The organism is Variovorax sp. GW823-FHT04F07 (assembly GCF_058795995.1).
In genome coordinates, this window is sequence record NZ_JBXAIG010000001.1 from 883,294 (window position 1) to 902,418 (window position 19,125).

The window sequence follows — 19,125 nt, forward strand, 5'->3', positions numbered from 1 at the left end:
AAGGCCCTTGCGACGCGAAACCCGACGCATCGGCGGTTGGATTGGGTTCGTTGCGATGCAGTCCAACGCATCGTTTCGAGGCCATGGGTGGGTTTCAACGAATCCTTCGTTGAACCTTTTTTTGAAGTTCTTGAGGAAATACCAATGAAGAAAATTGCAACCCTTGCCGCTGTCACCTGCGCGGCTGCCGTGATGTTCGTGCCCGGCCAGGCGAGCGCCGAAAGCGCTGAACTGCGGATTGCCGGCATCATCATTCCGGCCGCGTGCACGCCCGTTTTCACCGGCGGTGGCGTGGTCGACTACGGCAACATTCCCGCCAGCTCGCTGAACCCGACGGCCCAGACCACGCTCGCGGACAAGTCGACCCAACTGACGCTGACCTGCGATTCGCCCGCGCTGTTCGGCTTCAAGGTGATCGACGAACGCGCTGCGACGGCGGTCGCCGCGTTGGAAACCATTCCGGGGTATGCCACGAACGCGAAGTTCGGCCTGGGCGCCGTGGATGGCAAGAACATCGGCGCCTATTCGTTGCAGATCACGAAAGAGACGGCCGATCAAGGCAGCACCAAACACATCAACAGCGTCGACGGCGGGGCCACCTGGTCGGACTTTGCGGGCGGCATGACCGGCGACGGCGGCACGCTCGTTGCGTTCGCCGCCAGTGCCACGGGAACGGTGCCAGGCGCCCACACCGCCATCACGGCCGACATCCGTGTGGTGACCGCCATCGACAAGGGCAGCAACCTGCCACTGACCCAGAAGATTCCGCTGGATGGCCTGTCGACGTTCGAACTCGTCTACCTGTAAGCAGCGACTGGCGAACAGCCCGCCGATTCATTTCCGCTCTTGTTTCTTCTGCCGCCAGGGGCAGCGTTGCGGGGCCTTGGCGGGTGTCAACGAATCCTTCGTTGAAATCCTTTTTTGAATTTCTTGAAGAAATATTTATGAAGAAAATTGCAACTCTCGCCGCCGTCGCCAGCGTGGTCGGCGTGATGTTCGTCCCCGGCCAGGCGAGCGCCGAAAGCGCCGAACTCCGGATCGCCGGCACGATCACGCCGACTGCTTGCGCGCTCGTTTTCACAGGCGGTGGCGTGGTCGACTACGGCAAGATTCCCGCCCGTTCGCTGAGCCCGACGGCCCAGACCAATCTCCCGGAGAAATCGATCCAACTTGGCATGACCTGCGAAGCGCCTGTGCTGTTCGGCTTCAGGACGATCGACGAACGCGCAGGAACCGCGGTCACTTCGCTTCAAACGGGTGCGGCGGAGCCGGAAACGAAGTTCGGCTTGGGCACTTCGGATGGCCAGAAGATTGGCGCCTATTCGATGCAGATTGTGGGTGCGACCGCCGATGGAGGAGTCGCGAAACCCATTTTTAGCGCGAACGGCGGCGCCACCTGGGGAAACCTCAACACTGGCGGCCTGATGACTGATGGGCGCAGACTCATCGCATTCGTCAACAACGGGGGATCGGGGCCGAATGCTCACAAGTCTGCCACGACGGACATCCGTGTGACGACCGCCATCGACAAGGGCAGCAACCTGCCGTTGACCCACGCGATCCCGCTGGATGGCCTGTCGACGTTCGAACTCGTCTATCTGTAAGCCACACGGCTGTATCGGGCGGTCCTTCCGCCCGATACGGGGTTGTGCCGGGCAGGGCGCCTGGCGCAATCCTTTCCGGGACATCCCGTTCTCGAGCCCGCTGCGGCATTGAGGACCCTTCGGCATCGCGTCGGACCGATCGGGATCGACGCGGTGCCACCCCTGGTGCCACGGCTGGCGAACAGCCCGTCGGTCCCTCCCCACTTTTGATTCTTCTCGAAAGCGCCCCTTTCGAGACGGCGGACGCGCTCGTCCGACCACAGGAAAGAGAACCGTGAACTTCATCCCCGCCAGATTTGTTTTCGCACTGTCCGCCTCGACCGCATGGATCGCTGGCCTTGCCCCGCTGCCGCTGCATGCCGCGGGCATGCTGCCGGAGACCTCGGTCGTCATCGTCAACGAGAGCGATGGCGAAGCCAGCATCAACGTCAAGAACACGGACGCCAAGCCGGCGCTCATGTTCACATCACTGACGGGCATTCCCGGGGACGACGACACCCTGCTGATCGTGACCCCGCCGGTCGCCCGGGTCGAGCCGGGTGAGACGCAGTTGGTGCGTTTTCTGCTGCAGACCAAGGAGCCGCTGAAGACGCAACGCCTGCGGCGCGTGATCTTCGAAGGCATCCCGCCGAAGAACACGGAACCGGGCCTGCGCGTGACCATGAACGTGCGCCAGAACCTGCCGGTGCTGATCCACCCCAAGGGCCTGGCCAAGGACGACCAGCCATGGAAGCGACTGAAGTGGTCGGTCGGGACCGGCACGCTGCGCGTCGTGAACGACAGCCCGTACGTGGTGCGCATGGCCACCGAGGTCCAGTTGCTGCCGTCGACCGCGACGGTCGAATTGCCACGCCCCTATGTGCTGCCCGGTGAGACGGTGGAAGTGCCCCTGCCGGCCGCTGCGAAGGGGGCCGCCACGGTGCGGATGGTGCCTGCGACGGTGTATGGCTTCACCGTGGCCCGCTACGACGTCAGGCTCGCGGCGCACTGACGATGGCTGGGTTGTCCTACCGCACCGCGGCCCCGGCGGCCGCCCATCGGCCGCGCGGGCGCGCCCCGGGCCGAGTTCACCGCCGCTCGCCGGTGGCTGCGGCCGCCATGGGCGGGCGCACGAAAGGCGCTTCGGTCGGCCTGCCGGCGGCGCTCTGCGTGCTGCTGGTGTCTCCCTCGGCCTTTGCCCTGGCCGGCGAGGAGCGCGCCGACGCCATCGAGCAGTTCATCAAGGAAAAACAGGTCGCCGGCTTCGATCAGGACGTGCTCAAGCAGCGCGGCATCGACCCGAAGCTGGCGGACTACTTCCGCCGCGAAGCCCGCTTTCGCGCCGGGACGAGCGTGGTGACGCTGTTCGTCAACGGCGAGCGGCGCGGGCTGGTGCCTGCCACCTTCGATGCGGACGGCCGCCTGTGCTTCGACGAAACGCTGCGGGACAAGGCCGGCCTCGTCGCGGGCCGCACGGCGAACGACGCCGCTGCGGGCGCCACGGCCTGCGACGAATTCCAGCGCCAGTTCCCCAGCACCATCGTCGAGCTGCGCCCCGGCAGGGACGAGGTCCGCCTCCTCGTGCCGACCGACGCGTTCCGGGCCCGCGAGCGGGCCGACACCTTCAGCAGCGGCGGCGTCGCCGGCCTGCTGAACTACGACCTGCTGACGATGGACAGCCGCCATGCCGGCGGCACCAGCAGCTTCCATTCGCTGGGCACCGAGGCCGGCCTGAACGTCGGCGACTGGATCTTTCGCAGCCGCCAGAGCTACACATCGAACAACGGCAAGGAGAAGCTCCAGCACCTGTATGCCTACGGCCAGAAGACGCTGACCGGCTTGGGCTCGACGGTGCAGGGCGGCCAGATCACCATCGCCAGCTCGATCTTCCCGGGCGATCCGATCCTGGGCGTGCAGATCGTCCCGGAAGAAGCCCTGCGCGCCGACGCACGCGACAACGGCGCGGTGGTCGAAGGCATCGCCCACACGCAGGCCCGCGTCGAGGTGCGGCAGAACCAGGCGCTCATCTATTCGACGGTCGTTCCGCCGGGGCCGTTTTCGCTCACGGGCCTGCCGCTGCTCAGCGGCGCGAGCGACCTGGAAGTCACGGTCATCGAGGCCGACGGCTCACGCCGGCCGTTCACCGTGCCAGCGGCCGCCCTGGGCGCGACCGCGCTTCGCACGACGGCGGGCTACTCGTTCGCGGTCGGACGCTACCGCCCGTATGGCCACGGTGAGCGGCAAGACAAGCCATGGGTGGCGACGGGCACCGGCACCTGGGCGCTCGACAAGCGCACGCACCTGACGGCGGGTGCCATGGCGGCCTCGCGCTACCAGGCCGCGGCATGGGCCGTGAATCGCATGGTGGTGCCGGGCACGATGGCGGGGTTTCGCCAGGCCGTGTCCAACGCCACAGGGGCGGGCGTGCGCGGCACGCAGGTCAACGCGTCGCTGAGCCGCGTGATCTCGCCCGCCTTGTCGGCGTCGATGAGCGCCACGCAACAGACCCGGGGCTTTCGCGACCTGGCGGACACGGTCAAGCCACCCTGGGCTTCTCGCGCAACGGCGCGAGCACCACCTACAGCGGACAGCTGCAGGGCGGCATCGTCGCCCACAAGGACGGCGTCACGTTCTCGCCGTACCCCGTGCAGGACACCTTCGGCATCGTCTCGGTGGGGGGCGTGTCCGGCGTCCGGATCGGCACGCCGCAAGGCCCGGTGTGGACCGATGCCTGGGGGCGCGCGGTGGCCCCGCAGCTGTTCCCGTACCACACGAGCCGGCTGGAGATCGCGACCCGGTCGCTGCCCCGGAACGTCGACCTGGTGAACGGCTACCAGGAGCTCGATGCGGGTCGCGGATCGGTGAACCACATCCGCTTCGGCGTGGTCAACGCCCGCCGGGTGCTGCTGAAAGCCATCGGCCCCTCAGGGCAGGCGCTCGAGAAGGGTTGGGCAGTGGTCGACGGCGACAACCAGTACGTCACCTCGGTGGTCGACGGCGGGCAGGTCTTTCTGCCCGACGTGCGCGATGGCGCGGACCTGCGGGTCACGCTGTCGAACGGCGGCAGTTGCAGGCTCGCGTTTTCGCTGCCGGAAAAGCCGGACGCCACCGCCTACTTTGAATCGGCCGATGCGACCTGCACGGCCATGGAAGCACACCAATGATCACGATGAAAAACCTGCGCCGAATGGGCGCGACGTTCGGCATGGCACTTGCCGCGCTGGCAGCAATGCCGGCGCATGCACAAGCCTCGGCACGCTGCGACACGCAACTGAGCGAGTCGCTCGTCGACTACGGACGGATGACCCGCGCACAGCTGCTGGAGCGCCAGCCCGACCCCGCCCGGGCCTCGCTGGGCAAGCGCCTCGTGACGCTCGCGGCGGTGTGCGCCGAACGCACGGCGATGGCGCTGTCGTTCCAGGGCGCGGCAGCGGACGACACGGGTTTCCGGTTCGCCGGGAACGGTCGCTTCACCCTGCGGATCGTGCAGGCGCAACTCGACGGCAAGCCGGTTCGCCTGGCCGCATCGCATGCGGATGCCACGGGCGCGGCCCCCTCGTCGCTCCTTCGGCCCGGCGACCGGATGTCACCCATGGACGGCGCAGGCTTGGCCCAGGGCCAACGCCTCACGGTGCAGCTCGAGATCGAGCCCTTCGTGGGCGCCGCCGCCACGCGCGTGGGTGCCGAGAGCACCTGGGAAGGCGCGGGGCGTTTCGAAGTTCTGGGCCGTTAGCCCGTCGTCCAGAGCGCAGGCCACCCCGTCGGCTCGCCCACAAGGCGATTCGACATCCGATCCATCCATCCACCTCTGGAGTGATCCTTGAAGCAGAGTCATTGCACTGTCCACACCGCCACCCCCTCCACGCTGCTGCTGCCCATCACGTGGGGCGAGACCGCGTGCGCCACCATTGCGGTGATCGACCCGGAACTCCGGCCCCGACAGCAGATGGGGCGGGCCATCCGCAGGCTCGGCCATTGGCCGCTGGTCTTCACCAGTGCATTGGAATTGATGCAGGCGTGCCGTTACCTCCACCTTCGCTTCGACGCCGTGGTCGTGGCCTGCCCGGTGGACGCCGGCGCCGCGGGCGCACTGATCGCCCAGGTGCGGGAGCAGGTGGGCCCGGAGTGCCCCTTGGTCCTGAGCGGCGGCAAGCGTGGCCTGCGTGAACTGGCGGTCCTGCATGCACGCGAATCCGACCACGTGGAGGTGGCGCCGTCTTCGTTCGAAGAGGCGTACCTCCTGATGCGGTGCTTCCTGCAGTGGCACCGGGCACGGGTGGCGGGCCAGTTCGTCGAGTGGGGGGCATTCCGCTTCGACCTGTCCGCGGACAGCGCGCAGGTGGCCGGCATCCGGGTCGAATTGACGCCCAATGAGTTCGACCTGGCCATCGTGCTGTTCAGGAACGTCGATCAGGTCCTGACCCATCACGCACTGCGCGCGCTGGTCTGGGACAGCGGCCATCGCTGCGGCTCCGGGGTGCTCTCCACGAACGTGTGCGGCCTGCGGCGCAAGCTCGGCCTGGGCGCCGGACGCCATGGGTTGGAACTGCAGGCGGTCCCGGGGCAGGGCTACCGGCTGAGCACCACGGCCAGCGCGCCGGAAGAGAACAGGCGCCGGCAGCGGGAACCCGTCCGAAGGGCAGGGGAACGCGCGTGGGGGAGCGCAGCCGCTGCGCCGGGTTCGGCCGCCTGAGCGAAAGGCAATCAGCCTAGGCGCTTGCTGGTGCGGCAGCTTCCGCCGCATCGGGCCGCGCCAACCCCGACGCCACCGCCGCCAGGATGCCGCGCAGCCAGCGGTGCGCCGGCTCGTGCTGCGAGCGGTCGTGCCACAGCTGGTAGAAGCGCATGCGCGGAAAGCCCTGCGGCGCGGGCACCGCCACCAGCGGCAGCGTGTGCACGAACTGCATCGCGAAATGGCGCGCGGTGGTGAAGACCAGGTCGGTGCCCACCAGCAGGTGCGGCGCCACGGTGAAGTAGGGCACGGCAATGCAGGCCTCGCGCGTCTGGCGCAAGGTGGCCAGGTGCGTCTCGACCACGCCGCGCTGCGACGCCGCATACGGCGTGGGCACCACGTGGCGCGCGGCGATGTAGCGCTCCATCGTCATGGCGCCCTTGGCGGCCAGCGGGTTGTTCTTGCCCATGAGGCACATCAGGTCGTCTTCGAGCAGCAGCGACAGGTGCAGCCGGTCGGGCGGCTGCGGCCAGTTGCCGATGACGATGTCGAGCTCGCCCTGGGCCAGCGCGCGCTCGTAGTCGTAGGTGACGCTCAGCGGGTGCACCACCAGCCGCGCGTGCGGCGCCTCGGCGCGGAACCGCGTGGTCACGTCGGCCAGGAAGCTCATCGCCAGGTAGTCGGGCAGCGCGAGGTGGAAGGTCATTGCGCTGGAGGCGGGCTCGAACTGCTCCGGGCCCGAGAGCATGCGGTCGATTTCGAGCAGCGCGCCGCGCGCGCGGTCGCGCAGCTGCAGCGCCCGCTCGGTGGGCACCATGCCGCTGCGCTCGCGCACCAGGATGGGGTCGGCGAACACCTCGCGCAACCGGCGCAGGGCGGTGCTGATGGCGGGCTGGGTCTGGTTCATGCGCACGGCCACCCGGGAGACGCTGCGTTCGGCCACCAGGGCGACCAGCACGCGCAGCAGGTAGGTGTCGACGGGGGCGTGGGAGCGTGACATGGCGGCAGGGCGGAGAAAAGAGGCGTTGCCGGCGGCAGCACCATCATGGCAAACCGTTATGTCGCACATTCTAGAGAGCGTGATCCGGGGCCGCGATATCTGCCTACAGTTCGCCACCAGCGGGAACGGCAGCCGCAAGCGGGCCCACAGAAGGTCCCAGGCGGCGCGTCCCGTCCACACCTAGAAATGGAGACAACCATGAGCATGGACGCCACGATGGCGCCGGTCCGGGAACACACCGCCACGGCGGAACTGGACGGCATCTACCGCAAGATCATCTTCCGCCTGATTCCCTTCCTGATGCTGCTGTGGGTGCTGGCCTGGATCGACCGGGTCAACATCGGCTTCATCAAGCTGACGATGCTGGACGACCTGAAGTGGAGCGAAGCGGCCTACGGGCTGGGCGCGGGCATCTTCTTCCTGGGCTACTTCTTCTTCGAGGTGCCCAGCAACCTGCTGCTGCAGAAGATCGGCGCCAAGAAGACCATCATGCGCATCACGATCGGCTGGGGCCTGACTTCGATCGCCACGATGTTCGTGAAGAGCACCGAGATGTTCTACCTGCTGCGCTTCCTGCTGGGCGTGTTCGAGGCGGGCTTCTACCCCGGCATCATCCTGTACCTGACCTACTGGTTCCCCGACAGCCGGCGCGCCAAGGCCTTCGGCATGTTCATGTCGGCCTCGGCCTTCGCGGGCGTGATCGGCGGGCCGCTGGCCGGCACCATCATGAACAACATGCATGGCGTGAACGGCTGGGCCGGCTGGCAGTGGGTGCTGCTGCTCGAGGGCATTCCCTCGGTGCTGGCCGGCATCGCCACCTACTTCTACCTGACCGACCGGCCCGAGCAGGCCCACTGGCTCACGGCGCGTGAACGCCAGCTGGTGCACGACGACCTGGAACGCGACCGCAAGACGCTGGGCCACCGCGAACACAGCATGCTGGCCTCGCTGAAGAACGGCAAGTTCTGGCTGCTGATCCTGATCTTCTTCTGCATCATCGCGGCCAACTCGTCGCTCACCTTCTACGGCCCGACGCTGGTGAAAGAGATCGGTTTCACCAACCCGCTGACCGTGGGCTGGATCATGGCCGGCGCCTACCTGTGCGGCGCGGCCGGCATGATCTGGAACGGCTTCCACTCCGACCGCCACCAGGAGTCGCGCTACCACTGCGCGCTGGCCGCGGCGCTGGGGTCGGGTGCCTTGCTGGTGGTGGCGCTGTTCCTGCGCCAGAGCCCGGCCCTGGTGCTGGCGGGCCTCACGCTGGCCATCGTCGGCACCATGAGCGCGATCCCCGTGTTCTGGCAGATGCCCAACCGCTTCCTGGCCGGCACCGCGGCCGCCGGCGGCGTGGCGCTGATCAACTCGATCGCCAACCTCGCGGGCTTCGGCGCGCCGTGGATGCTGGGCCTCATCAAGACCGCCACCGGCAGCCTGGCGCCGGGCCTGTATGTGGTCGCGGCGGTCGAGATCTGCGCCACCGTGCTGATCCTGCTGTTCGTGCCGCGCCTGCACAAGACGCCCGCGCGCTGATTCCTTCCACCCCTTCGTCCGACTGTCTGAATACAAAGGAGATGCTCTCCATGCCTTCCCACGCCCATCGTTTCGATCTCCAGGCGCTCAACGCCATGGACTGCGACGCGTTCGTCGCCGCACTCGGGCCGACTTTCGAGAACTCGCCCTGGGTCGCACGCTCGGCCTGGTCGCTAAGGCCCTTCGCCACCATCGACGCGCTGCACGAAGCCATGCTCGACGTGGTGCGTCGCGCACCCGACGCCCAGCAGCTGGCGTTCCTCTGCGGCCACCCCGAGCTGGCGGGCCGCGAAGCCCAGGCCGGCACGATGACCGCCGAATCGGTCGGCGAGCAGGGCAGTGCGGGCCTGAACGCCCTGAGCCGCGAAGAGATGGCCGAGATCCAGCGGCTGAACCGCGTGTACCGCGAGCGGCACGGCTTTCCTTTCATCATCGCGGTGCGGCGCAGCACCAAGGGCCAGATCTTCGAGGCGCTGCGCAGCCGCGCCGCCGAGTCCACCGAAGCCGAGCGCCGCGCAGCGCTGACGCAGATCGGCCTCATCACCCGCGGGCGCATCGACACGCTGCTGGGTGCGTCCACCTCCCAAGGAGCGGTCCATGCCTGAGAAAGAAATTTCCCTGCCCGCACGCCGTCGCTTCGCGCTGTCGGGCCTCGCGCTCGGCGCCGCGGCCCTGGCGCCCCATGGTGCTGTTGCGCAAACAACGGCCGCACCCGCCGGCCCGGCCCAGGCCAGCGGCCCCATCGTGCTGCACGGCGTGAGTCCGCGCTTGACCGTGCATGCGCTCGACACCTTCCACGGCGCCGCGGCGACCGGGCTGCGCATCGACTTCTCGGTGCGCGAGGGCGACGGCTTCAAGCTGCTGCGCACCGTGACCATGAACGGCAACGGCCGCTCCGACGAGCCGCTGCTGATCGGCGACGGCTACCGCGCCGGCGACTACGAGTTGCTGCTGCACGTGGACGAGTACTTTGCGCGCAAGCAGTCGCGCCTGCCTACGCCGCCGTTCCTGTCGAAGCTGCCGGTGCGCATCCGCGTGGCCAACGTGGCCGAGCGCATCCACCTGCCGATCCAGTTCGGCCCGTGGAGCTACACCTACTCGCGCGGCAGCTGACCAAGCAGGCCCCGTTCGTTCCCATCGTCTGCAAGGAGTTTTCTTCGTATGACCGGTATCACCACCCACGTGCTCGACATCACCACCGGCCGCCCGCTCGTCGGGCTGAAGGTCGACCTCTACGACGTGGCGACCACGCCGCCGACGCGCCTGAACAGCACGCGCACCAACGCCGACGGCCGCACCGACGCGCCCATGCTGGCCGCTGCCTCGGCGCGCACCGGACAGTTCGAGCTGCAGTTCCACGTCGGGGACCACTTCAAGGCGGCCGATGCGCTGTCCGACGTGGTGCCCGTGCGCTTCGCCATCGCCGACGCCGCGCAGCACTACCACGTGCCGATGCTGTGCGCCCCCTGGTTTTTTTCCACCTATCGCGGCAGCTGACCGCGGGAGCTTTTCCTGAATGACCACATCCCATGACCCCCACGCAGGCGCGTACCTGCTCGACTCCATCCGCCTCGCCATGGGCAACATCCGCGAACGCAAGACCTGGCCCTTCGGCGCCGTGATCGCGCGCGACGGCAAGGTGATTGCCACCGCCGTCAACGAGGTGGACGCCCTGTGCGACCCCTCGGCCCACGCCGAGATGCAGGCCGTGCGCGCCGCCGCCAAGGCCCTGAAGAGCACCGACCTGTCGGGCTGCACCGTGTACGCCAGCGGCTACCCGTGCTCGATGTGCCTGACGGCGATGTACCTGTCGGGCGTGAAGGAGGTCTTCTACGCCTACTCGAACGAAGACGGCGACCCCTTCGACCTGTCGGCCGCGCGCGGCTACGTCGAGATCGCCCGGCCGCTGGAGCAGCGCGAGATGAAGCTGCATTCGCTGCCGGTGCGCGATGAGGCCGATGAGGACTTGTACGAAGCCTGGAGCAAGGTGGCGCAGCCGGCGGGTTGAGCCAGAGACAGCGCTGCGCCCGGGCCTGCCGGGCCGATGCTGCGTGCCATACTGCCCGCGTGTTCACGTGGCGCAGCAGCCATCGAGGAGAAAGACGCACATGGTCCAGCAGGCCAAGCGCAGCGCAACCACCGTCGGGGCCATCCTCGCCTCGGCGCGACAGCTGTTCATCGAGCGGGGGTTCGCGGCCGTCAGCATCGACGACATCGCGGCCGGCGCGGGGATCGCCAAGGGCGGCCTGTATCACCACTTTCGCGCCAAGCACGACGTCTTCGAAGCCGTGCTCGATGCGGTGCAGGCCGAGCTTGCTGCGGAACTCGGCACGCGCATCCAGCGCATCGAAGGGCACCGTTCGCCCCACACCATCGCGACCAACCTGCGCATCTACCTCGAAGCGGCCACGCAGGAAGGCCTGCGCCAACTGATCCTGGTCGACGGGCCCGTGGTGCTCGGCTGGGAGCGCTGGCGCGGCATCGACGATCGCCACTTCATGGACTCGATCCGCACCGGGCTCGTGGCCATCATGCCGGCGGGCACGCCACCCGAAGAGATCGAGGCCGCCACGCGGCTCATCGCCGGCGCGGTGGCTGAAGCCGCACTGGCCTGTGGGGCGGCGCAAGACCCGATGGCCGCGGTGCAGTTGCACTGCCGGTTGCTCGAAACCATGCTGTGCGGGCTGCAGCAACACGGGTCGGATTCGCACCCGGATTGACAAACCGACTTTGAGTCGGTAAATTTTCTCCATCGCATCCGACGGAGACAGACATGGCGTTTCCTGGCAAGACCGATCCCGCCGACCCCGCCCTGGGGACCGAAGCGTTGTTCGCGCGCTACCACGTCGGATGGGAAACACGCGACCCCGACCGCATCGCGTCGCTGCATTCCGAAGACACGACCTACTGGCTGCGCGATGGCTCCGCGCCGGTGCGCGGGCGCGAGGCGCTGCGCCAGTACTGCGTCGGCGTGTTCGCCCGCTATCCCTTCAGTTTCGAGCTGCGGCGCAGCCTGTTCGGCGCGCGGCACTGGGTGCTGGAGTGGGTGATGGTGCTGCCGCTGAAGGACACGGCAGGGCAGCCGTTCACCGCGCGCGTCGAGATGCTCGACGTCGTCGACGTCAACGATGCCGGCGAGGTGACGCGCAAGGACGTCTACATGAACGGCGCCCAGTCGCAGGCCGCCTTTGCACGCGCGGGCATCGCGCCCGGCCAGCCGTAGCCGTCTCGTTCTTGAAGCATCGCTCCCGCTTCCGGCTTGTCGGAAGCGGGCAGGGCGCAGCCACGCCCAACGATCGGTTACCACCCACCAGGAGCACGCCATGCACACCCGCCCGCATCACACGTTCTGGCCCCGACGCCTGCCTCGCGCCTTGCACGCGGCACGCACGCCGCTCTGGGACAACCTCGCGGTCAATGCCCGCCGCTTTCCCGACAAGGCTGCGCTCATCTTCATGGGCCGCACGCTGAGCTATGCGCAGCTGTGGGCCGCCGTCGAGCGCCTGTCGGCCGGCCTGCATGCGCTGGGCGTGCGCCCCGGCGACCGCGTGCTACTGGCGATGCAGAACTGCCCGCAGCTGGTGATCGCGCATTTCGCGATCCTGCGCGCGGATGCCGTGGTGGTGCCGGTCAACCCGATGAACCGCGCCGAGGAGCTGAAGCACTTCATCGTGGACCCCGATGCGCAGGTGGCGATCGCGACGGCGGACCTCGCGGTCGAGCTCGCGAAAGCCAGCGACGCCTTGCCGCAGGCGCAGCAACTGCGCCACCTCGTCGTGACGCAGTTCACCGATGCCTTCGACCCGGCCGCGCTGTCGGAACAGGACATGCCGGCAGCCTGGGAGCCATGGCTGCTGCCGCGACGCGAACTGCCGACGCTGGCCGGCGGTACGGTGCATGCGTGGACCGACTGCCTGGCCTGCGAAGAAGCACCGCCCGTGGCCCGCGCCGATGCGGACGCACTGGCCCTGTTGCCCTACACCAGCGGCACGACCGGCCTGCCCAAGGGCTGCATGCTCAGCCACGCGAACGCGATGCACAACGCAATGGCCATCAACGCCTGGGGCAACGTGACGCCACAAAGCATCCACCTCGTGGCCGTGCCGATGTTCCACATCACCGGCATGGTCGGTGTCATGCATGCGGCGATGCAGGTGGGTGCCACGGCCGTGCTGATGCCGCGCTGGGACCGCGAGCTGGCGGGCCGGCTGATCGCCACGCACCAGGTCACGCATTGGGCCAACATCCCGACCATGGTCATCGACCTCTTGGCCAGCCCGAACGTCGCGCGCTTCGACCTGTCGAGCTTGGTCGCCATCGGCGGCGGCGGGGCGGCGATGCCGCAGGCGGTCGCGCAGCGGCTGTTCGAGCAGTACGGCCTGCGCTACGTCGAGGCCTACGGCCTCACCGAAACTGCCGCGCCCTCGCACTACAACCCGCCCGATGCGCCCAAGCTGCAGTGCCTGGGCATCCCGTTCATGAGCACCGACGCGCGCGTGATCGACCCCGACACGGGCTGCGAGGTCGCACCGGGTGCGCAGGGCGAGATCGTGATCCACGGGCCGCAGGTCTTCGCGGGCTACTGGAAGCGGCCGGCGGACACCGAGGCCGCCTTCGTCGAGATCGACGGCAAGCGCTTCTTCCGCTCCGGCGACATGGGGCATGTGGACGGGGAGGGCTACTTCTTCGTCACCGACCGCCTCAAGCGGATGATCAACGCGAGCGGCTTCAAGGTCTGGCCGGCCGAGGTGGAAGCGCTGATGTTCCGCCACCCGGCGATCCAGGAGGCCTGCGTGATCGCGACCCGGGACGCCTACCGCGGCGAATCGGTCAAGGCGCTGGTGGTGCTCAAGCCTGCGCAAGCGCCGGTGAGCGCGCAGGACATCATCGACTGGTGCGCCGCGAACATGGCGGCGTACAAGGCGCCGCGCGTGGTGCAGTTCGTCGACACGCTGCCCAAGAGCGGCAGCGGCAAGGTGATGTGGCGGGCGTTGCAGGAAGCAGAGGCTGCGTCAACGTGAATCCGGCGGGCCCGGGCGAACGACGACCGGCGCATGCTGCGCCATGAGCCCGGCGACCCATTCGATGAACGCGCGCAGCTTGGCGCTCACATGCCGGTTCGGCGCGAACGCCACGTACAGCGGCATCGGATCGAGCTGCCAGTCTTCGAACAGCGGCACCAGTTCGCCGCGTGCCCGGTGCGGCGCGGCCATGTAGTCCGGCAGCCAGAGGATGCCCAGGCCCGCCAGCCCGGCCGTGAGGTAGGCATTGCCATCGTCGACCGAGAGCACGTAGCGGCCCTGCACGTCGACGCGCTCGCCGCCGCGGCGCATGGCGTACGGAAAGGTCTTGCCGTGGCGCGACCACAGGAAGCCGACGATGCGGTGGTGCGTGTCTTCCAGCTCGCGCGGATGTGTTGGCGCGCCGGCCAGCTCGAGATAGCTCGGTGCTGCATAAACCCCGAGCTGCAGGTCGCCCACGCGACGGGCCATGAGCGAGGGGTCGGTGAGCTCGCCGCCGCGCACGACGCAATCGACGTTCTCGCCGATCACATCGACCATGCGGTCGCTCACGCCCATGTCGAGCTGGATGTCGGGGTAGCGCGCATGGAAGGCCGGCAGCGCGGGCACCAGGATCATGCGCGCCAGCGGGCTGGGCACGTCCACCCGCAGGCGGCCGCGGGGCAGGGCGGCGGCACTCGACAGGCTGGTCTCGGCATCGTCCAGGTCGGCCAGCAACCGCACCGCACGCTCGTAGTACGCCGCGCCATCGGCCGTGACGTTCACCTTGCGCGTCGTGCGATGGAGCAACTTCACACGCAGCCGCGCCTCCAGCTGCTGCACCAACTGCGTCACGCTGGTCTTGCTCATGTGCAGCGTGTCGGCGGCCTTGGTGAAGCTGCCGGCTTCCACCACGCGGGTGAAGGCCTGCATTGCATCGAAACGGTCCATGGGAGGGCTCCTGCGCGGCGATTGTTTGGGATCTGCAAACAGTGATTGTTGGCTTTGCCCGTTTATCGATGGCGCATGGCTTCCTAAAGTCCCTGCATCGTCCTCACTCACCGCAGAAAGAAAGCAGCCCATGGCCTCACGCGACGTCGTTTTTCCACCCGGGCGCCAGGCGCTCTATGAGCGCAACCGCTATTCGCCGGCCGTCCGATCCAACGGCTTCCTGTTCGTGTCCGGGCAGGTCGGCAGCCGCGAAGACGGCTCGCCGGAACCTGAACTGGAAGCGCAGGTGCGGCGCGCGTTCGACAACCTGAACGCCATCCTGAAAGCCGCGGGCTGCACCTTCGACGACGTGGTCGACGTGACGGTCTTCATCGTCGATCCAGAATCGAACTTCGAAACGATCTGGAAGCTGGTGCCCGAGTACTGGGGCGAAGCGCCGCACCCGACGCTGACCGGGATCGGCGTGACGTGGCTCTATGGCTTCCAGTTCGAGATCAAGGTGATTGCGAAGCTGCCGGATGGGAGCATGCTGAGCTGATCCGACTCTGGGCTACTTCGCTCTGGCCTGAAATGAGGGGCTGGGCGAAGTGCGAAGGCCGGAAGGGCATTGGGCTCGGGTCGAGGACTGCCCAGGTTCTCAGGTTCACCGCGGCAAGCGTTCCGCACGCACACAAGTCATTTTACATAATGCACATTGTGTTGATTTCAGATGGACCATCCCAGCCGCATTCAACCCATCCAGCCGCTCACCACTTCCCATCCTTCGGCACCGCCTTCACCCCATTCGCCTTCGCATCCCCAGCCGCCTTGATCAGCTCCGCAGACTCCGCTCGATTCGCTTTCACCGCGAAATCGACGGCAGTCATGCCAAGCTGGTTCTTCATCGCCGTGTCCGCGCCTTCGGCCAACAGCAGCTTCACGGCATCGTTCGATCCGTACATCGCGGCCATCATCAGCGGCGTCGTGCCGTTGGGCGACTGGGCGTCGATGAAGGCGTGGTTCTCGAGCAGCAGCTTCATGATCGACAGCTGCCCACTGCTGGCGGCGTAATGCAGCGGTGCCCAGCCGGTCTTGTTGACGGCAGCGTCGCGCTTGAGCAGTTGCACCACCAGGTCCTGCTGGCCCTTGATCGACGCCAGCATGAGCGGCGTCTCGTCCTTGGCATTGGCCAGATCGACGTTGAGCTGCGGCGACTCCATCAGCACCTGGATGACCTTCGGCGACGGCTCGCGCAGCGCGAGCATCAAACCGGTCTGGCCGTGTTCGTCGCGCGTGTTCGGGTCGAAACCGCGGTTCAGCAGGGTGCGCACACCGCTGGCGTTGTCGCCGCGCACGGCACGGAAAAAGTCTTCGAACGAACCGGCATGCGCTGCAAAAGATGCAGCCATGACAACAAGATATATCGACTTCTTAAAGTAGTTTTTCATGAATTGACTTCCCTGAACAATGTTTCGAAGTTGTCGCTTGTCGCCTTGGCGATGTCCTCTACGGGCATTTGTCGCAGTTCGGCGATCTGCTGTGCCACGAAGGGCACGTACGACGGATTGTTGGTCTTGCCGCGGTACGGCACGGGCGCGAGGTAGGGGCTGTCGGTCTCGATCAGCATGCGGTCCAGCGGCACGAAGGCCGCCACGTCGCGCAGGTCCTGGGCTTTCTTGAAAGTCAGGATGCCCGAAAAGGAGATGTAGAAACCCAGGTCGAGCGCGGCGCGCGCCACCTCGGCGGTTTCGGTGAAGCAATGGAACACGCCGCCGGCCGCCCTGCCCGCGCCGTCTTCGCCCTCCTCCTTGAGGATCGCCAGCGTGTCGGCCGAGGCGTCACGCGTGTGGATGATGAGCGGCTTGCGGGTCTGCTGCGCGGCGCGGATGTGCACGCGGAAGCGGTCGCGTTGCCACTCCATGTCGGCGATGCTGCGGCCGCCCTTGCGCTCTTCCATCTGGTAGTAGTCGAGGCCGGTTTCGCCGATCGCCACGACACGCGGGCGCGCCGACAGGCGCACCAGGTCTTCCACGGTGGGCTCGGCGATGTCCTCGTTGTCGGGGTGCACGCCCACGCTGGCCCAGAAGTTGTCGTAGCTGGCGGCCAGGGCCTGCACGTCGTCGAATTCCTCGAGCTTGGTGCAGATGCACAGCGCCCGGTCGACCTTGGCGGCGGCCATGGCAGCGCGGATCTGGGGCATCTGGTCCGCGAATTCGGGAAAGGTCAGGTGGCAGTGGGAGTCGGTGAACATCGGAAAGGATGAAGTGCGGCGCGCCTGTGGGAGATCGCGCCGTGTCCGGAGTTCCGCGTCACGGGGACGGCGGCGGAGAAAGAACTCAGATGGTCTGGGTCGGGCGGTCGGAGGCCATGGAGCCACCGAGCGCGGCTTCGATGCGCGCCTTCAGCTGGCGCGACTTCTCGTCCGAGGGAAAGCGCACACCGACGCCCGGCGCCCGGTTGCCGGCGGCGCGGGCCGGCGTGATCCAGGCGACCTTGCCAGCCACCGGATAGCGCTGCGGGTCTTCGGGCAGCGTGAGCAGCACGTAGACGTCGTCGCCCAGCCGGTATTCGCGCGTGGTCGGAATGAAGATGCCGCCCTCGGCAAACAGCGGGATGTAGGCCGCGTAGAGCGCGCCCTTTTCCTTGATGGCGAGCTGGATGACGCTCGGCCGGGCGGGCGTGGCAGACGAAGCGGCGGCGGGAGCGACAGGTTGGTTCATGGGCGGCGAGCGGCAGAGTTTAGGGTGCTTCGCGCCTCGCTCACAAGCGCTTCGAGCATGAGGCCGGCGTTGAACGGGTGCTCGGCGGTCCGCGCGGCGGCGGCGAGCGACTTCGACCAGCGCGCCAGCGCCAGCTTGTGCGGGGCCGGTGGCAGGTCGGCCGCATCGAAGAAACGGGGTTCGGCGCCGTGGCCCACGGCCATCAGGTCGTGGCAGAGCTTTTGCAGCGAGACGACGGCCTGGGCCGGCGCCTGGTCGGCCAGCGCGCCCACGTCGCCACGCGACACGGCCTTGGGCAGCAGCGACCACGCCTTGGGCGACTGGCCCGAGCGCGCCAGCCGCAGCGCATCGCTGGGCCGTCCGCCCGCGGCACGCAGCAACTGCGCGGCGTCGGCGGCGGGCACGTCCTGCGCCACCAGCCAGGCCTCGGCCTCGGCGGTTTCGGGCCATGGCAGCGTGAAGCCCAGGCAGCGGCTGCGGATGGTCGGCAGCAGCTGCCACGCGGCTTCGCTGGCGAGCACGAAGCGCACGTCGCCGACGGGTTCCTCGAGCGTCTTGAGCAGCGCGTTGGCCGTGATGGTGTTCATGCGCTCGGCCGGGTACACGAGCACGACCTTGCCGCGGCCGCGCGCGCTGGTGCGCTGGGCAAAGCCGACCGCGTCGCGCATGGCTTCGACGCGGATCTCGCGGCTGGCCTTGCGCTTCTTGTCGTCGATGTCGGACTGCGCCTTTTCGTCGAGCGGCCAGCCCAGTTCCTGCATCGCGACCTCGGGCATCAGCACGCACAGGTCAGCGTGGGTGCGGACCTCGATGGCGTGGCAGCTCGCGCAGTGGCCGCAGGCGGCACCGCCCTCCTCCACCGGCTGTTCGCACAGCCAGGCGGCGGCGAGCGCCAGGGCGAGTTCGTACTGGCCGATGCCCGACGGGCCTTGCAGCAGCCAGGCATGGCCGCGCTGGCGCAGCAGTTCGGCCAAGGGCTGGCGCAGCCACGGGGTCAGCGTGTTCACCGGTTCGCTCATCGCGTGGCTCCCTGCACCGGCGACAGCACGCCGCGCGCCACCAGCGCCGCGTCGATCTGCTGCCAGACCTGGTCGCGGGCCTGGCTCGCGTCGATGCGCACGAAGCGCGACGCATCGGCAGCGGCGCGGGCCGCATAGCCCTGCGCCACGCGGCGGAAGAACTCGACGGGCTGGGCCTCGAACTTGTCGGGCACGCGCGCGCCGGCCAGGCGTTGGGCGGCGATCTCGGGGGCGAGGTCGAACCACACGGTCACTTGGGGTTGCAGCAGTTGCGACGCAGGCAGACCGGCCCGACCCGCCTGCACCCACTGTTCGAGCGTCGACAGCACGGCGGTGTCGAAGCCACGCCCCGCGCCCTGGTAGGCGAAGGTGGCGTCGGTGAAACGGTCGCACAGCACGACCTCGCCGCGCGCCAGCGCCGGTTCGATGACTTGGGCGATGTGGTCGCAGCGCGCCGCGAACACCAGCAGCGATTCGGTCAGCGGGTTCATCGGCTGTTCGAGCACCAGCCCGCGCAGCGTCTCGGCCAGCGGCGTGCCGCCGGGTTCGCGCGTGCGCACCACGGTGCGGCCCTGTGCCTTGAAGCGGGCTTCCAGCGCGTCGAGGTGGCTCGACTTGCCCGCGCCGTCGATGCCTTCCAGCGTCAGAAACAGACCGCCATTGCTGATCGA

General features: G+C 68.0%; 22 protein-coding genes and 2 pseudogenes. 17 read left to right on the top strand and 7 right to left on the bottom strand.

Going from position 1 to position 19,125, the window contains the following annotated elements; translation table 11 throughout:
* Positions 1–87: 87 nt before the first annotated feature.
* The 8 genes and pseudogenes from AC1RAA_RS04135 to AC1RAA_RS04170 all read left to right on the top strand — a co-directional run bounded on the left by AC1RAA_RS04135 (position 88) and on the right by AC1RAA_RS04170 (position 6,276).
* Positions 88–807 (top strand): DUF1120 domain-containing protein, encoded by a 720-nt coding sequence (locus tag AC1RAA_RS04135; RefSeq protein WP_492726663.1) that lies wholly within the window; start codon positions 88–90, stop codon positions 805–807.
* Between the two features lie 101 nt (positions 808–908).
* Complete coding sequence (locus AC1RAA_RS04140; RefSeq protein ID WP_492726665.1) at positions 909–1,604, top strand: DUF1120 domain-containing protein; 696 nt, start codon at positions 909–911, stop codon at positions 1,602–1,604.
* Positions 1,605–1,878: 274 nt separating this feature from the next.
* The gene (locus AC1RAA_RS04145) at positions 1,879–2,595 is read left to right on the top strand and encodes a fimbria/pilus chaperone family protein (protein ID WP_492726667.1); all 717 of its coding nucleotides are present in this window, start codon (positions 1,879–1,881) and stop codon (positions 2,593–2,595) included.
* 107 nt (positions 2,596–2,702) lie between these two features.
* Positions 2,703–4,042, top strand: a pseudogene (locus AC1RAA_RS04150) (fimbria/pilus outer membrane usher protein); the annotation flags it as partial.
* Positions 3,929–4,402 (top strand): annotated as a pseudogene (locus AC1RAA_RS04155) (fimbria/pilus outer membrane usher protein); the annotation flags it as partial. The pseudogenes AC1RAA_RS04150 and AC1RAA_RS04155, both read left to right, overlap by 114 nt.
* 3 nt (positions 4,403–4,405) lie before the next feature.
* Complete coding sequence (locus AC1RAA_RS04160) at positions 4,406–4,747, top strand: FimD/PapC C-terminal domain-containing protein (protein ID WP_492728317.1); 342 nt, start codon at positions 4,406–4,408, stop codon at positions 4,745–4,747.
* A complete protein-coding gene (locus AC1RAA_RS04165; RefSeq protein ID WP_492726669.1) occupies positions 4,744–5,316 on the top strand; it encodes a DUF1120 domain-containing protein in 573 nt (190 codons plus the stop codon). The genes AC1RAA_RS04160 and AC1RAA_RS04165 overlap by 4 nt, the downstream gene beginning before the upstream one ends.
* An 87-nt stretch (positions 5,317–5,403) precedes the next feature.
* Positions 5,404–6,276 carry a winged helix-turn-helix transcriptional regulator gene (locus AC1RAA_RS04170; RefSeq protein ID WP_492726671.1) on the top strand — a complete coding sequence of 291 codons (873 nt, stop codon included), beginning with the start codon at positions 5,404–5,406 and terminating at the stop codon, positions 6,274–6,276.
* 16 nt (positions 6,277–6,292) lie between these two features.
* Here AC1RAA_RS04170 and AC1RAA_RS04175 read toward each other — a convergent pair whose 3' ends face one another.
* Positions 6,293–7,255 carry a LysR family transcriptional regulator gene (locus AC1RAA_RS04175; RefSeq protein WP_062472868.1) on the bottom strand — a complete coding sequence of 321 codons (963 nt, stop codon included), beginning with the start codon at positions 7,253–7,255 and terminating at the stop codon, positions 6,293–6,295.
* A gap of 198 nt (positions 7,256–7,453) precedes the next feature.
* Here AC1RAA_RS04175 and AC1RAA_RS04180 point away from each other — a divergent pair, with 198 nt between their 5' ends.
* From AC1RAA_RS04180 to AC1RAA_RS04215, 8 genes are all read left to right on the top strand, one after another.
* A complete protein-coding gene (locus tag AC1RAA_RS04180; protein ID WP_070060608.1) occupies positions 7,454–8,785 on the top strand; it encodes an MFS transporter in 1,332 nt (443 codons plus the stop codon).
* 50 nt (positions 8,786–8,835) lie between these two features.
* Complete coding sequence (gene uraD, locus AC1RAA_RS04185; protein WP_095947650.1) at positions 8,836–9,390, top strand: 2-oxo-4-hydroxy-4-carboxy-5-ureidoimidazoline decarboxylase; 555 nt, start codon at positions 8,836–8,838, stop codon at positions 9,388–9,390.
* Positions 9,383–9,898, top strand: a complete 516-nt coding sequence (locus AC1RAA_RS04190) for a hydroxyisourate hydrolase (RefSeq protein ID WP_492726673.1) — start codon at positions 9,383–9,385, stop codon at positions 9,896–9,898. Before uraD ends, AC1RAA_RS04190 begins: the two co-directional genes overlap by 8 nt.
* Before the next feature lie 48 nt (positions 9,899–9,946).
* The gene (gene uraH, locus AC1RAA_RS04195) at positions 9,947–10,282 is read left to right on the top strand and encodes a hydroxyisourate hydrolase (protein WP_062472877.1); all 336 of its coding nucleotides are present in this window, start codon (positions 9,947–9,949) and stop codon (positions 10,280–10,282) included.
* Positions 10,283–10,301: 19 nt separating this feature from the next.
* Positions 10,302–10,793, top strand: coding sequence for a nucleoside deaminase (locus AC1RAA_RS04200; protein ID WP_492726676.1), 492 nt, complete (start codon positions 10,302–10,304; stop codon positions 10,791–10,793).
* A gap of 100 nt (positions 10,794–10,893) precedes the next feature.
* A complete protein-coding gene (locus tag AC1RAA_RS04205) occupies positions 10,894–11,505 on the top strand; it encodes a TetR/AcrR family transcriptional regulator (RefSeq protein ID WP_157755062.1) in 612 nt (203 codons plus the stop codon).
* Between the two features lie 53 nt (positions 11,506–11,558).
* Positions 11,559–12,008, top strand: a complete 450-nt coding sequence (locus AC1RAA_RS04210) for a nuclear transport factor 2 family protein (protein ID WP_492726678.1) — start codon at positions 11,559–11,561, stop codon at positions 12,006–12,008.
* Between the two features lie 100 nt (positions 12,009–12,108).
* A complete protein-coding gene (locus AC1RAA_RS04215; protein WP_492726680.1) occupies positions 12,109–13,806 on the top strand; it encodes a long-chain fatty acid--CoA ligase in 1,698 nt (565 codons plus the stop codon).
* Here the strand turns inward: AC1RAA_RS04215 and AC1RAA_RS04220 are convergent.
* The gene (locus AC1RAA_RS04220; protein WP_492726682.1) at positions 13,798–14,736 is read right to left on the bottom strand and encodes a LysR family transcriptional regulator; all 939 of its coding nucleotides are present in this window, start codon (positions 14,734–14,736) and stop codon (positions 13,798–13,800) included. The two genes, AC1RAA_RS04215 and AC1RAA_RS04220, sit on opposite strands and share 9 nt — an antisense overlap.
* A 130-nt stretch (positions 14,737–14,866) precedes the next feature.
* On the opposite strand from AC1RAA_RS04220, the gene AC1RAA_RS04225 reads away from it, so the two are divergent.
* A complete protein-coding gene (locus tag AC1RAA_RS04225) occupies positions 14,867–15,274 on the top strand; it encodes a RidA family protein (RefSeq protein WP_492726684.1) in 408 nt (135 codons plus the stop codon).
* Between the two features lie 208 nt (positions 15,275–15,482).
* Here the strand turns inward: AC1RAA_RS04225 and AC1RAA_RS04230 are convergent, their stop codons facing one another.
* The 5 genes from AC1RAA_RS04230 to tmk form a co-directional block, all read right to left on the bottom strand.
* Positions 15,483–16,163 (bottom strand): ankyrin repeat domain-containing protein, encoded by a 681-nt coding sequence (locus tag AC1RAA_RS04230; protein ID WP_095745272.1) that lies wholly within the window; start codon positions 16,161–16,163, stop codon positions 15,483–15,485.
* Positions 16,160–16,966, bottom strand: a complete 807-nt coding sequence (locus AC1RAA_RS04235; protein WP_492726685.1) for a TatD family hydrolase — start codon at positions 16,964–16,966, stop codon at positions 16,160–16,162. The genes AC1RAA_RS04230 and AC1RAA_RS04235 overlap by 4 nt, the downstream gene beginning before the upstream one ends.
* Positions 16,967–17,051: 85 nt before the next feature.
* Positions 17,052–17,435: a PilZ domain-containing protein gene (locus AC1RAA_RS04240; RefSeq protein ID WP_062472893.1), complete on the bottom strand. Its 384-nt coding sequence runs from the start codon at positions 17,433–17,435 to the stop codon at positions 17,052–17,054.
* Complete coding sequence (locus AC1RAA_RS04245; RefSeq protein ID WP_095947640.1) at positions 17,432–18,454, bottom strand: DNA polymerase III delta subunit-related protein; 1,023 nt, start codon at positions 18,452–18,454, stop codon at positions 17,432–17,434. Before AC1RAA_RS04245 ends, AC1RAA_RS04240 begins: the two co-directional genes overlap by 4 nt.
* On the bottom strand, positions 18,451–19,122 hold the full coding sequence (gene tmk / locus AC1RAA_RS04250) for a dTMP kinase (protein ID WP_492728319.1): 672 nt from the start codon (positions 19,120–19,122) through the stop codon (positions 18,451–18,453). Before tmk ends, AC1RAA_RS04245 begins: the two co-directional genes overlap by 4 nt.
* Positions 19,123–19,125: the final 3 nt, after the last annotated feature.